The sequence below is a fragment of the Ensifer sp. genome (genome assembly GCF_035999135.1).
Lineage (GTDB): Bacteria > Pseudomonadota > Alphaproteobacteria > Rhizobiales > Rhizobiaceae > Ensifer.
The window spans coordinates 24,476-36,856 of record NZ_DASYGZ010000146.1 but is presented as its reverse complement, the minus strand read 5'-3'; the positions used below and the strand labels follow the sequence as shown (position 1 = coordinate 36,856).

15 protein-coding genes are annotated in these 12,381 nt (G+C 63.0%); 9 read left to right on the top strand and 6 right to left on the bottom strand.

All coding sequences use genetic code 11. The annotated features are described in order from the left end of the window. The first annotated feature begins 9 nt into the window (after nucleotides 1–9). Together mnhG and mucR are read left to right on the top strand one after the other, a co-directional pair. Nucleotides 10–345, top strand: a complete 336-nt coding sequence (mnhG, locus tag VGO12_RS18790; protein WP_414650750.1) for a monovalent cation/H(+) antiporter subunit G — start codon at nucleotides 10–12, stop codon at nucleotides 343–345. Nucleotides 346–745: 400 nt separating this feature from the next. Then, on the top strand, nucleotides 746–1,177 hold the full coding sequence (mucR, locus tag VGO12_RS18785; RefSeq protein WP_327514270.1) for an exopolysaccharide biosynthesis transcriptional regulator MucR: 432 nt from the start codon (nucleotides 746–748) through the stop codon (nucleotides 1,175–1,177). A 170-nt stretch (nucleotides 1,178–1,347) separates the two neighbouring features. Here mucR and VGO12_RS18780 read toward each other — a convergent pair whose 3' ends face one another. The 3 genes from VGO12_RS18780 to VGO12_RS18770 form a co-directional block, all read right to left on the bottom strand. Further along, the gene (locus VGO12_RS18780; protein WP_327514269.1) at nucleotides 1,348–1,770 is read right to left on the bottom strand and encodes a SufE family protein; all 423 of its coding nucleotides are present in this window, start codon (nucleotides 1,768–1,770) and stop codon (nucleotides 1,348–1,350) included. 178 nt (nucleotides 1,771–1,948) lie between these two features. Continuing rightward, a complete protein-coding gene (locus tag VGO12_RS18775) occupies nucleotides 1,949–2,686 on the bottom strand; it encodes a hypothetical protein (protein ID WP_327514268.1) in 738 nt (245 codons plus the stop codon). Between the two features lie 185 nt (nucleotides 2,687–2,871). Further along, a complete protein-coding gene (locus VGO12_RS18770) occupies nucleotides 2,872–3,348 on the bottom strand; it encodes a DUF5330 domain-containing protein (RefSeq protein WP_327514267.1) in 477 nt (158 codons plus the stop codon). 637 nt (nucleotides 3,349–3,985) lie between these two features. Between VGO12_RS18770 and VGO12_RS18765 the strand changes: the two genes are divergently transcribed. The 4 genes from VGO12_RS18765 to VGO12_RS18750 all read left to right on the top strand — a co-directional run bounded on the left by VGO12_RS18765 (nucleotide 3,986) and on the right by VGO12_RS18750 (nucleotide 7,932). After that, the gene (locus VGO12_RS18765) at nucleotides 3,986–5,554 is read left to right on the top strand and encodes a HAMP domain-containing sensor histidine kinase (RefSeq protein ID WP_327514383.1); all 1,569 of its coding nucleotides are present in this window, start codon (nucleotides 3,986–3,988) and stop codon (nucleotides 5,552–5,554) included. After that, nucleotides 5,526–6,491, top strand: a complete 966-nt coding sequence (locus VGO12_RS18760) for a peptidoglycan-binding domain-containing protein (RefSeq protein ID WP_327514266.1) — start codon at nucleotides 5,526–5,528, stop codon at nucleotides 6,489–6,491. The genes VGO12_RS18765 and VGO12_RS18760 overlap by 29 nt, the downstream gene beginning before the upstream one ends. A 92-nt stretch (nucleotides 6,492–6,583) precedes the next feature. Further along, nucleotides 6,584–6,943: a DUF1491 family protein gene (locus VGO12_RS18755; protein WP_327514265.1), complete on the top strand. Its 360-nt coding sequence runs from the start codon at nucleotides 6,584–6,586 to the stop codon at nucleotides 6,941–6,943. 65 nt (nucleotides 6,944–7,008) lie between these two features. Further along, entirely contained in the window at nucleotides 7,009–7,932 is a 924-nt protein-coding gene (locus VGO12_RS18750) for a MerR family transcriptional regulator (RefSeq protein WP_327514264.1), read from the top strand. A 55-nt stretch (nucleotides 7,933–7,987) separates the two neighbouring features. On the opposite strand, the gene VGO12_RS18745 is transcribed toward VGO12_RS18750, so the two are convergent. Then, nucleotides 7,988–9,046, bottom strand: a complete 1,059-nt coding sequence (locus VGO12_RS18745) for a DUF2336 domain-containing protein (protein WP_327514382.1) — start codon at nucleotides 9,044–9,046, stop codon at nucleotides 7,988–7,990. A gap of 294 nt (nucleotides 9,047–9,340) precedes the next feature. Between VGO12_RS18745 and VGO12_RS18740 the strand changes: the two genes are divergently transcribed. The 3 genes from VGO12_RS18740 to VGO12_RS18730 all read left to right on the top strand — a co-directional run bounded on the left by VGO12_RS18740 (nucleotide 9,341) and on the right by VGO12_RS18730 (nucleotide 11,018). Then, nucleotides 9,341–10,069: an SH3 domain-containing protein gene (locus VGO12_RS18740; RefSeq protein WP_327514263.1), complete on the top strand. Its 729-nt coding sequence runs from the start codon at nucleotides 9,341–9,343 to the stop codon at nucleotides 10,067–10,069. A 137-nt stretch (nucleotides 10,070–10,206) separates the two neighbouring features. Beyond that, nucleotides 10,207–10,488 carry a hypothetical protein gene (locus VGO12_RS18735; RefSeq protein WP_327514262.1) on the top strand — a complete coding sequence of 94 codons (282 nt, stop codon included), beginning with the start codon at nucleotides 10,207–10,209 and terminating at the stop codon, nucleotides 10,486–10,488. A 356-nt stretch (nucleotides 10,489–10,844) separates the two neighbouring features. Further along, complete coding sequence (locus tag VGO12_RS18730; protein WP_327514261.1) at nucleotides 10,845–11,018, top strand: hypothetical protein; 174 nt, start codon at nucleotides 10,845–10,847, stop codon at nucleotides 11,016–11,018. A gap of 215 nt (nucleotides 11,019–11,233) precedes the next feature. Here VGO12_RS18730 and VGO12_RS18725 read toward each other — a convergent pair whose 3' ends face one another. Then, nucleotides 11,234–11,779 carry a DUF1254 domain-containing protein gene (locus VGO12_RS18725; RefSeq protein ID WP_327514260.1) on the bottom strand — a complete coding sequence of 182 codons (546 nt, stop codon included), beginning with the start codon at nucleotides 11,777–11,779 and terminating at the stop codon, nucleotides 11,234–11,236. After that, a complete protein-coding gene (locus VGO12_RS18720; RefSeq protein ID WP_327514259.1) occupies nucleotides 11,772–12,359 on the bottom strand; it encodes a DUF1214 domain-containing protein in 588 nt (195 codons plus the stop codon). Before VGO12_RS18720 ends, VGO12_RS18725 begins: the two co-directional genes overlap by 8 nt. Nucleotides 12,360–12,381: the final 22 nt, after the last annotated feature.

The window sequence follows — 12,381 nt, the reverse complement described above, 5'->3', positions numbered from 1 at the left end:
GAGATTGCCATGGCTGTGCTTGTCGCCGCCCTGCTGATCGTCGGCGCCACGTTTTCGCTGCTGGCGGCCGTGGGTATTGTGCGGTTTCCCGATCTCTATACGCGCATGCATGCGGCGTCCAAGGCCGGCACCATCGGATCGGGCCTCTTGCTTTTGGCCGCGGGCATACATTCTCTTGACGTCGCAATACTGATTCGAGCGCTTGCCGGTTTCTTTTTCTTCGTGCTGACTGCGCCAATCTCTGCTCATCTCTTGGCAAAGGCCGCACATCAGGCAGGTTACAGGCTGGCAAAGCTATCCGTGATAGATCAGCTTCCGCAAAAGGAAGAGCCGCGCCGCGGCTGAACGACGCAATTCTGAATCTGTATTTCAGAACTTTACGATCGAGTGTGGCCATTTTAGCAATTTCGATATAAAGTTGCTAAGTAGCGCCAAATTTATGTTTGGACTTTTTGCCCATCGATGTTAATCGAGTAGTTGTAAAGTGTCGTCGTGGAAAATACTTTGATCTGAAATTCCAGCTTGAGTTGTGAATGTTGGTTGTTGCTTAGAGAGTTCGGTCGTCACCGGTGACTCGGCAGCGAGATTGATAGTCAAAATCCCAACTCTTGATTTCGTGGCCAGCGTTTCTCCTTGCCGCGATGATGGTCTATCCCAAGCCAGAGAAGGCTTCCCGGCGGATCTTGCATGCGTTCCTACCCCGAAACGCCGTTTCGGGTTGTGCTTAGTCCGATAGGAGAAAGAAATGACTGAAACAGCGCTTGGCGCGAGCCATGAACTTCTGGTTGAGCTGACGGCGGAAATCGTTGCCGCTTACGTCAGCAATCATGTGGTTCCGGTCGCCGAGCTTCCCACGCTGATCGCAGACGTGCATTCGGCGCTCAACAATACGTCCGCTCCGGCACCGGTGGTCATTCCCGTTGAAAAGCCGAAGCCGGCCGTTTCGGTTCGCAAGTCTGTGCAGGACGATCAGATCACCTGCCTGGAATGCGGCGGCACCTTCAAGTCGCTGAAGCGCCACCTGATGACGCACCACAGCCTGTCGCCGGAAGAATATCGCGAGAAGTGGGACCTGCCGACCGATTATCCGATGGTCGCGCCCGCCTACGCCGAAGCCCGTTCGCGCCTTGCCAAGGAGATGGGTCTCGGTCAGCGCCGCAAGCGCCGCGGCAAGTAATCACTGGGGACCTTGATCCCGGTGATCAGATATCGCCCTGGCCGCCGTTTCGCCGGGTGAAGATTTGGTAAGTCGCATTTGTACGTCACAATGGCCGGGCCTCAAGCGTCCGGCCTTTGTGTTTTCTGGCTCTGGCGGAGTGCGAACCGCGGTCGATGCCGCGGTTGTCTTCAGGCGGCCAGCCGCAGTTCCGCTTCACCCTTGATCCGACGGATCATCGAGCGCAGGCCATTGGCGCGCTGCGTCGACAGGTGTTCGATCAGGCCGATCTTGCCGAAGGTGTCGATGGCGTCGATCGCGGCGATTTCAGAGGCGCGTTTGCCGGAATATATCGCCAGTACGATGGCGACCAGGCCGCGAACGATATGGGCGTCCGACTCGCCCTCGAAGGTCAGCACCGGATCATCGGCGTTTCCGGAAGCATCCGTCACCAGCCACACCTGGCTGGCGCAGCCCTGAACCTTGTGTTCCTGGGTGCGCTTGGCTTCGGGCATCTCCGGCAAGGCCTTGCCGAGTTCGATCACATAGCGATAGCGATCCTCCCATTCCTCGAGGAAGGCAAAATCGTCAATGATCTGTTCAAGCGTCGTCATGCTTCGGGTCCAGCTATCCGGGGATTATACGCTCGCAGGATAAGGCTGCGAACCGGTCGATCCCTGTCCATGCCCTTCGCCGTCGGCTCTCTGGGCTATCCGTCCTCATATAGGCGATGGCATCGCCGTTGAGAACCGGCAATTGCTGGCGAAGGGCGAAGGGTGTCCCGATGCCGGGTCAGACGGAAACGCTTGTCGGGATACGGCTGGAACCGCCGGCGACCATATCGATGCCGCCAAGCTGATCGACGCTGGCGGACAAGGCCTGGCCCGCCGCGCGCGCTTCATCCGCCTCCCGCACCGATCCCTTGGCGCGCAAATCCTGCTCCGCCTTCCTGAGCAGCTGCTTCACTTGTTCCGCGACGGATTTGAGCTCGGCTGCAAGGCTCGCTGTCGAATCGGACTGATCGTCGGCGCCGGAGAATTCGCGGTAGGCGCGCTGCACGAATGTCGACCGGTCCGCGGCAGCGTCCGTCTCCTTGCCGCGATCGGCAAGGCCTGCGTTCGCGTCCGTCGAATCGTCACTGCCCTGCGCGCTGGCCGTTTCCGCGAGCGTCGCGGCAGAGGCGGCCGCTGCCGACACTCCGGACGCGCCTGCGATGGCTGCCGTACCGCTGGACGCCCCGGCGCCGGCCAATTGCTGGGCGACGGTGCCGAGTTGCTGGGCGAGCTGCTTGGCGAGCTTTGCAAGCGTTTCCGGATCCGACGCCCAGAATCGGAGCATCCGTAGCTGCTCCTTGATGTCGTCGAGCTTCTTCTTGGCGATCGCCGCGCGAGACGCGCTGGTCTCGTCGTCGGCAAGGAGTCGCTGGGCGGCCGCGCCCGAACCGATGACTTCGCCGTTGCCGGCGGTCGACGTGCCGGTTGCGGTTGGTCGCGTCACCCCGGTGTTGGTGAAAAGTCCGTAGATCTGCATGGGGTGTCTCCGCCTGTCGTGGCGGGCACCTAAGCAGCCACGGCTTGTGCGTGGCTGGCTGACGACGATCAATGGTTGAGTTCGAAAAAAGAAAACGCCGCGAGGGGATGGGATCCTCGCGGCGGCCGCGACACGGCGGCAAGTCAGGCAGTTAAGTCAGGATTGAGATGGACCGGCGAGGCGCGCTATTGGGTTACGGCCGCCTTCGGATCCAGGCGCTTCTCGGGAACCGGCGTGCGCTTGAAGACGGGCTCGGCGTCGAGCGTGCTGACCTCGGCAGGCGCCGGGTCGGTCGCCGAACCGGCTATCGTCGGCAGGCCCGTTGCCGGCACCGCTGCAACGGTTCCCGTCACCACCTTGGCGTCAGGCTTCACGGCATCGGTTTCGGCAAACTGGGTGTCCAGGAATTCGTAAGCGATACGGGCGCCTTCGCGAGCGCGGTGACCGAGGGCGACGAAGGTTTCAGCACCCTTTTCGCAGATCTCGGGTTTCTGGATGCAGATGGCGCTGATGTATTGAAACGCTTCGTTGGCGGCGGCGAAGGTGTCGCCAAGCTCCACCTTGGGGGCGTGCTCGAGCTTCTGCGAGCTGGAGGGATCGAGGAACGGCAGCAACACCAGCACCAGCGAAAACCAGAATGTTGCCTTGATGAGAAACCACATGTTCTGCCCATCCTTCGTTTGGCCGCCGAGGCCCGCCAGTCTTGTAGCCGGCTTTTGCACCTTCGGCACCCCGCAGCGCCGTCGTATCCCCTGATACCCGTCCACGCTGCCGTCGTTTCCTCCAGACCCGCGGCATCGATCCGCCTGGCCCTTTGTTGCCACCGACATTAGGCCGGGAATCACAAGAGCCCTTTTCCAAATCGAGCGGCATTTGCTTCAAATTTTAATGAAACGGCGGTGTCCGGCGATTTGATGGGCATTTGTGTCGCATTTTAGCTTTCGCCGTTAAGGTTCGTGGCAGCGCCCTTGAGCGGAACCCCGAAAGTCTCGGCCGTGGGACTGGAAAAGGCGCGCCACAATCCTTAACGCTGCCCGGAAAATGCACGGAAATCCGTTGCTTACGCCCCGTTAACCACAAGAAATGAAGGTCGGCCCATTTGCCTCAAAACGGGATTTTTGCGCCGTTTCGCGCCGTCCCGACCGGGCCGGGTTTATCCTTTCATTAAGCCGGGGATGCGAGATTCCGACATGTCACGAGGCAGTTTTGAGTCCCCGCTCGCGAATTGCGGAAATCGACGGGACCGGCCTCGCAAGAACAACAAATGTAGCAGGGTATAGCGTGAGCGTATTGCGTAACATGGCTGGCAGATGGGCGTCCCGTGCGGACGAAGTCGCGGCCTTGTGGCTGCCCCGTCGTGAGGATGCGTCGACCGCCGGCCGGCGCGACGCAAAGCGCCTGCGCACGGTTGCCGCATTCTCGCTGACCGCTCTGCCGGTGGTGCCTCTCGCCCTTTCGCTCGTGTTGCCGGTATCCTCCGCTCTTCCGCTTGGCACCGCTCTGTGGGCTTCGGCATCGCTGCTGGCTGCGGCCGGCGCCATTGCCCGTGGCCGCGCGCCGGATGCTTCGGCAAACGCGCCGTCGGATAATGCCTTGCCGGATCTGTCGGCCGCCTACGATCTCTTTGCGGGCCTGGTCACCGTGCACGACCTGCGCGGCAATGTCCTCTCGGTCCACGGGCGCGATGCCGCCGAGCACCTGACCTTGATGCGCGACCCGACGGGGCGCGGTTTCATCGAGCAGATCCATGTTTCCGATCGCATCACGTTCCTCAGCGCGATCGACATTCTTCGCCAGGGCGGGGATCGGGCGACGGTCGACATCCGCATCGAGCGTCGCACGTTGCCGGTCGAAGGCGAGCAATTCGTCTTCATGTCCTGCGAATTGGCGCCGCTGTGCGACGACACCGGCTCTCTGGTGGCGATCCTTGCGCAGTCGCGCGACGTTTCGCAAGAGGCGGGCCTTCGGGCGGAGGCTGCGGCCCGGACCGCCGAGGCGGTATCGGCCAACGATGCCAAGACCCGCTTCCTTGCCGCTGTCAGCCACGAACTGCGCACGCCGCTCAACGCCATCCTCGGCTTCTCCGACGTGCTGGCGGGAGAGTACTTCGGCAAGCTCGAGAACGATCGCCAGCGGGAGTATGTCGGGCTTATCCACAAGTCGGGCGAGCACCTGCTTTCCGTCGTCAACACCATGCTCGACATGAGCAAGATCGAAGCCGGGCGCTACGAGCTGATGCCGGAGCCTTTCCGTGTCGCCGATGCGGTTTCGGCCTGCGAGGCGATGCTGTCGCATCAGGCGGCCGAAAAGGGCGTCAAGCTTGCAAGCCGGATCACCCGCGGTCTTGGCGAAATCAACGCCGACCAGCGCGCCTTCCAGCAAATCCTGATCAACCTCGTCGGCAACGCCGTGAAGTTCACCGAGCATGGTGGCGTGGTGACGATCGATGCGGAGGCGGAGGGCGCGATGCTGAAGCTTTCCGTCAGCGATACCGGCATCGGGATCGCTGCCGACAAGCTGGCACTTCTCGGTCAACCTTTTGTCCAGATCCAAAACGACTATACTCGCCGCTATGAAGGCACCGGTCTCGGCCTTTCGCTGGTCAAGGGACTGGTGGCACTTCACGGTGGCGAACTCACGATCCGCAGCCGCGAGGGCGAGGGCACCGTCATTGTCGTCATGCTTCCGCGCGACGGATCCGGCATCGCCTCAGCCGAGCGCGAAGAAGAACGCACGTCGGTCACGGTGGAGTTTCCGCCGCGCCTGCGAGACTGCGATGGGACGCCGGCCGTCGAAACGGGACGGTTCGAGGGGAAGGGTTTGAACGAGGAACGAGGATATGGCGCCGCGCAAGCGAAAACAGCCTGAACGGAAAAAGGCCGCGCGGCGCACGCCCGGCCTGGCCGTGCGCGGGCTGGTCCTTGCCGGACAGGGTGCTGGGCTTGCCGGCCGGCTGATGGCGCGCCATCCGCTGGTTTCAGGCGGCTCGGCCGCTTTCCTCGTCGTCTTCTCTTTCGTGGCGGCCAACGCCATGTGGTATCAGCACGGGGTGCACCCGTCACCGCTCCTGCGCACGCGCGTACCGCTTGTCAGCGCCGAGACGGCCCAGCGGATCGCGATCGCCAAGGGCGAGGAGATCGCGCCGAAGAACGTGACCACCTTCGTCATCGAGCGCGAAGCCGAGCCCAAGACCGACAATGTCGAGGAGGTGATTGCGACCGCATCGGCGGATGAGCCGCTGCAAAAGCCGTCACCGGAGCGTGTCGCAAGCGTTCCTGATGCCGGGCCATCGAAGCTTGTCGCCGATATTCAGGGCGAATTGAACCAGATCGGCCTCTACGACGGGGCACCCGATGGCCGCAGTGGCCCGCGAACGACGGCTGCAATCCTGCGCTTCGAGGAACGGGCAGGCCGCGCCGAAACCGGAGCTGCGAGTGCCGAGCTGTTGAAAGCGCTGCGTGCTGCGTCGGGCCAGAAGCTGGCTCTGGTCACCCCCGCCGGACGACCGCTGGCCCAGGCAAAAGAGAGCGGTGTGGAAATCGATCCCGTCGCCGCCGCAATCCGGTCAGCCGAAAAGGAAAGTTCCTTTACGCCCCGGGCAGAAATTCCGGTTTCGAGCGAGCTCGTGCTCAATATCCAGAAAGGGCTGAGCAATCTCGCCTACGCGGACGTGACCGTCGATGGCGTTGCCGGCGAACAGACGAAGGCGGCGATCCGGCATTTCGAGAAGCACTATCGGCTGCCGCAAACCGGCGAGCCCAATCCCCAGGTGTTGAAAAAGCTCAAGGAAATCGGCGCGCTCTAAGGCCGGCCGGTGTGAGCTTGCTGCTCCGCTTCTTTCCCGCCGCCGGCAGTCGCAGATTTGCCTCCCTCGGCCGTCGCGTGTATCAGGCTTCAATGCGCCTGAAATCTCACATCTTCGTTTCGTCCCTGTTGCGGCGGGCCTTTGCGCTCGGCGGCTACGCGGCCGTTCTGCGCAAGGGAGCGGAGGACGCTGGCGCAATCTTCATCCGCCAGCGCACGCGGCTCGGCACCGAGACGCTTTTTGCGCCGGCGCCGCAGAATTTCTTCGACGACGAGGTCGATCTCGGCCGCAAGTTCGAGGTGCGGCTCCGTGACAGCGAGGCCGAGCGCGTCGATGCGGCGCTCGCGAGCGAGATCCGTTTCGACCCGGATTGCTGGATCGTCGAGATCGAGCTCGACGACCGCGGTGACCTATTCGACGTCGTTTCCGAGGATGGGGCAGGGCAGCGCTGACGCGGTCCCCCGATCGGCGGCAGACGGCTTGACTCTCCACTTGGTGGAAGCCCTAGGACGGTCGCATGGACGATCAAATCTACTCGATAGGCGAACTCTCGAAGCTGAGCGGTGTTCCGGTCAGAAGGCTTCGGTTCTATTCCGACCGCGGTCTGCTGCCGCCCTCGACCCGGACCGAGAGCGGTTACCGCATGTATTCCGGCGCGGATCTTGCCCGGCTCGATCTTGTCCTTGCGCTTCGCGAGGCAGGGGTGAGCCTTGAAGAGATCCGCAAGATCCTGAGCAGCCGGGCGTCGCTGAGCGACGTCCTGGTGCTGAGGTTGCGTACGCTCGAAACCGAAATTCGGGCGAAGCGCCGGATCGCTGCGGCCTTGCGAATGGCTTTGAAGATCCATGAACCCTCCTCAACCGATCTCAGGAGACTGTGGACCGTGACCAAGCTTTCAAAGACGGAATTCCGAAAGGCGCTCGAGCGCTTCTATGACGAGGTTGCCGGCGGCGCGCCGGTGGATCTGGAGTGGAAGAAGAGGATGATGGATGCCGGTACGCCGGATCTTCCCGATGATCCGACGCCGGAGCAATTCGACGCCTGGGCGGAGCTGATGGAGATGTTATCCGACAAGGCCTACGCCGCCGAGATGCGCGCCCATATGTCCGCGCTGTGGACCGGGGAGTTCGATCCTGCGGCCTATGCCACGGCTGCCGATGCCACCTTTGCGCGGGTTCGAAGCGCCATCGAAAATGGCGCGAGCCCGCGTTCGGCTAGCGGCAAGGACATCGCGGCCGACTGGCTCGCAAGCTCGGCCAGGGCGATGAAGCGCAATCCGGACAGGGCGTTTCTCGATTGGCAGCTCGAGCAGTATCGCAAGCATCATGCGCGTTCGGCCCGCTATCAGGAGCTGATGGCTGTGTTGCAGGGGCAGGGGCCGCAGGTTCCGACGGCGCGCGAATGGAACTGGATCATCGATGCGATGAAGCAGCATCTCTGAAAACGTTGAGATCGTCGGCGCAACAGGCAAGGAGACGGCGTTCCGCCGTCGGCTCCTAGCCGCGCCGGCGGCCGAAGAGCCGCTGGGGTGCGAGTGCTGTGGCCGCGACCTTGCGGGCCGCCGGCTGGCGTATGTCGTTGGCGGCCGTGTCGGCAAAGTGGGGTTCGTGCCTTCCCGCCGGGGTGGGCGCGGCGGGCTCGTCCCTGAGCCAGGCCTCGAGCTGCGCGCGGCATGCACTGGGGTCCAGCGCGCCGATCAGCGCTTCGGCGTGGCTCGTCGCGCCATAGGGCTCGCTCAGATGCGGGTAAAGCGCCTTGAGCACGAAGCCGGCGTCGGCTGCTGCCAGTTCAACGGCAACGAGGCTCGTTGCCAGGCGCTGGCCGGAAATGTCGAGCAGGATGCGCTCGACCTGCGCGTCTTCGGTGCTCAGCGACTGACCAAGGACGCGGGAGAACAGAATGATCTCGCCGCTGCGGGCAAAGCGCACCAGAAAGGCGGCATGGACGTCGCCGATGGCATCGAACGCACCGGCCGGCAAGGCGTCGTCGCGTCCACCGGCGCGCGCGAGCGCCTTGATCTCTCGGCGCAGCGTTTCTTCCCGCACTGAGCGTTCCGAGACAACAGTGGGCTCCGTCTGGGACGGTTTGCTCGCCGTGCCTGTGCGGGCCGCAAGCCCGGGCGGATTGTGGTGTTCGACCAGGGCATCGACGACAAGCGGGGAGAGGTTTGCACGGCGCGCGATTGCCGCTGCATGCTCGGGCCCGCGCTCGCGGATGACGGCGATCAGCGCCCGGTCGGAAATCGCTTTTGACCGGGTGAGAAAGATGGCGGCGATCGAGATCGGCATGCCGCCGATCAATGCCGCGACGGCGTCTGGAACATGCTGGCACTGGGAAAGGGCGGCCGCGGCCTGCCGGCGGGCCTCGTTGCTGGAGCCGAGAAACAACGGCTCGAACAGCTCGGCAAACTGCTTCATGTCGGACTTGCGCGGCAGACGCAGGCTTTCGAAACCGGTGACGGTCGCCATCAGGACAACGTCCTTCAAGCGGCCTGTCTGTGGCCTTTCCAACTCACGAAAGCGATCCGTCACGATAATTCCCTGCACGCAAAACATGATCGCCATTGCCGGCGATCCGGAACGGCACACGTCGTAAAAATTAAAAGAAAAGCGTTAGCGTACTGTTAACTATGGATGTTGGAGCTTTATTCAGGCTTGCGGCGCCGGATCGCCGCGCCATCCGCAGCCGGTTCTCGGCCGATCCCGCGATTTGTCCGGGGAGATCCCCGGATCAGCCATAAAAAATCCACATGCGGTCCTGAGGTATCGCGGCGACGGTGAAGGGCCCGGACGCCCGCCGACGTTTGGGGGCCAAGTGAAGAGGGGCCTCTCCATGGGAGATATGGAACTTTGAAGAAATTTATTCTGCGCGTGGCGGCGGTCTGCGCGCTCCTTGCGGCCCCAGCTCTGGCTGAGGCCGCTGAGGGCTTTGCCACGGCCAACGTCAACATGCGCTCGGGGCCGAGCACCCGCTATCCGGCGGTGTCTATGATCCCGGCCGGCGAATCGGTGGAAATCCACGGGTGCCTTGCGGATCTGCCCTGGTGCGACGTCTCGTTCTACGGTGGACGCGGCTGGGTAGCCGGCCGTTACGTCCAGGCCGACTATCGCCGCAATCGCGTCTATGTCGAGCCGCGCTACTATCGCCCGCTCGGTATCCCGACGGTTGTCTTCCAGTTCGACAGCTATTGGGATCGCAACTATCGCGGCCGCGACTTCTATCGCGATCGCGATCGCTGGCGCCGCGGGCCGGACTGGGTCGACGACCGGCGTGATCGCCGTGACTGGGAGCGTCAGCGCGAGCGCGACCGCCGCGATTGGGAGCGTGACCGTCGCCAGGAGCAACGCGACTGGGAGCGCCGCAAGCGCGAAGAGGAATGGCGTCGCGACGGCGAATGGAAGCGTGAGCGCACCGAACGCACGGAGCGTTCGGAGCGCAGCGAGCGCGAGGAACGGCGCAGCTGGGAGCGCGGCAGCGACGGCGTTCGGGTCCGGCAGGACGACAACGGATTTTATGAGGGCGCCCGCCCGGTTCCGATGGTGCGTTGCCGGGTCGACGACCCCTACTGCGAGAACTGAGCGGCAGACCTGCCGATCCATGCGACAACGACGGGCGGCCTTGGCCGCCCGTCTGCGTTTTAGGCAGGTTCAGCGACGTGCAGGGGAACCAAACGGCGGTCGGCGCGTTGAAAACGGGCAGACAAGGGAGCGTTGTAATGGTCGAGAAGAAACTGCAAGCGGTGGAAAAGGTTGCCGAGAGCGTCGCTGACTCAGGCGCGCGCGCCGAAGTGGATGCCCAGATCGCCGAACTGCGCGCGGAAATCGCCCGCCTGGCCGATGCCGTCTCTGCGATTGGAGTAGGCACGAAGGCGGTCATGCAAGGCGAGGCGGATTTATTGGCCGAGCGCGTGCGCGAAAGGGTTCGCGAGGAACCGTTGTCGACACTCGCCGCGGTCGCGGGCGTGTCCTTCCTGTTCGGCCTGATTTCCAGGCGGTAGCGCTTGGGCGTAGAGATCGCGTTCAAACCGCGTGTACTGGCGTCTCGCCGATCCGTCGAAGGGTGTTACCTCGGGTACATCATCATGCTCTGCCCGGGGTAATAATGAACACAGGTTGCGGTTGATGGAGCTGTATTAGCAACTTGTTAACCAGCCTGTGGCTCTATCGATTGGGACCCGATATCATCGGGCTGCGTCGAGTGAACCGGACGAGCAACATCCGGGTGACCGGAAGAAGGAGCAAACGAGAAAAGCGCGCCTGTCCAGGCAAAGCCTGGAAAAATGCGCTGGCCCGAAAAGGGCAGGGTGAAATCTGTACGATAGTTCATCCGTCTCAAGACTTTATGGAGACGAGCATGGCAGACGTAATCAGAATTCAGGACCGCAAGGTTCGCATACCACCACGCAGGCCTCCGGTCATTTCGGGGGGAGCCCAGGTGTTTCTGTTCACGGGCATCCGCTACGAGCGGCTCGATGGTCGCGACCCGCAGCCGACGGCGCCGGACGGTCGTCGGATCAAGAAACAGTAAGCATCGCGTTTTTTAGGCGCTAGCGATAGCTTCGCCGCGCGCGTTTCCTCGCCCATCCTCCGGGCGATTTTCCACTCCCGTCTTCCGAGGTGTCGCCGTTTCGCGGCCGCTTCATGCCTATCCGCTGACCGCACCATCTTCGCTGGGCGGCAGCACGATCGCCTGTCTGTCGGCGGAATGAGCGCCGTGCAAGGACCAGAGGTTTGCCTCTGATCTCAGCGACGGAACGGCTCACAGCTCGATCCCGCCAGGAAATTGCGAACCTGCTCTTCAAAACTGTCCACGGGCGCCATCGCCCTCAAAACGGCATAGCCGTCCTGCTCCTTCATCTCAACCATGATGGATTGTGCGAGTGCCTCGGGCGGGGACTTGCGCAGTTCGACCAGCTGGATCGGCGTGGCGACGACAAGGTCGAGCTTGCCGTTGACAGACGTGTGGTCGTTCATGCTGAAGACTTCGTTCGAATTGCTGTCGAACACCGCAAGCGACCAGAACGGCACGTTGCCGCTGGCGAGAAACCGTGCCGGGCCGTCTTCGATCGAGAAGCTGCAGACGGCGGTCCTCAGATAAGGGTCGTCGTTGGCAAGTCCGGTCGGTCCCTGCGTGCTCGTGAGCGCGAAGAAGCTGTCCATCTCCAGAAGCCCGAGCACGCGGGTATAGGCGTCGCGGCCGGTGAACTGCGGCAGCGCCAGCACGATGATGATGTGCAGAAGCGCGGCGCCGACGAGTCCGAGCACTGTGACGAAGAAAACGCTACGCATCGCCGCATCCCGTCTTAGTGATGATGGGCATGGCGAGGTCGATCAGACCGGACGAGCCCGCCGTCGGCGTATCGAGCAACGTCAGGACGAGGCGGAACGTGCCCGAATGACGGATGGCAAGCCAGTTGTCCGGTTGCGCGTTCGCAGAAACATGGATGGTGAAGTTGCTGTTTTCGCCGCGCAGCACCGTCCAGGAATTGAGAGCGGACGGCAGATCCGACCCCGGGCGCAGCGGCTGTGCGTCGTCATTGGCCGCATAGAGCGTCCAGAAGCGCGCCTGTGGCGTGAGGCCGGTCACGTCATAGGAGCAGGCCGCCTGCAGCTTTTCACCCTTGTCGTCGACCTGGGCCGTGAACATCAGGCCTTCGGCGCCGCCATAAAGAAGCTCGCCGGCGCGCGCGCGATGCGCCTTGGCATAGGGGTCGGCATTGGCCGTCTGCGCTTCGGGGAAGGCGACCCAGGGACCGATGGCGATCGCGCCGAACCCGACCGTCGCCTTGAGCGCCCACACGGCCGACGCAATGCCGCCGCCAAAGGCGATGGCAAGGGTGAAGGCGACGAGGAAGGGAATTCGAAACAAGGGCGGCTCTATCGGATAAGGT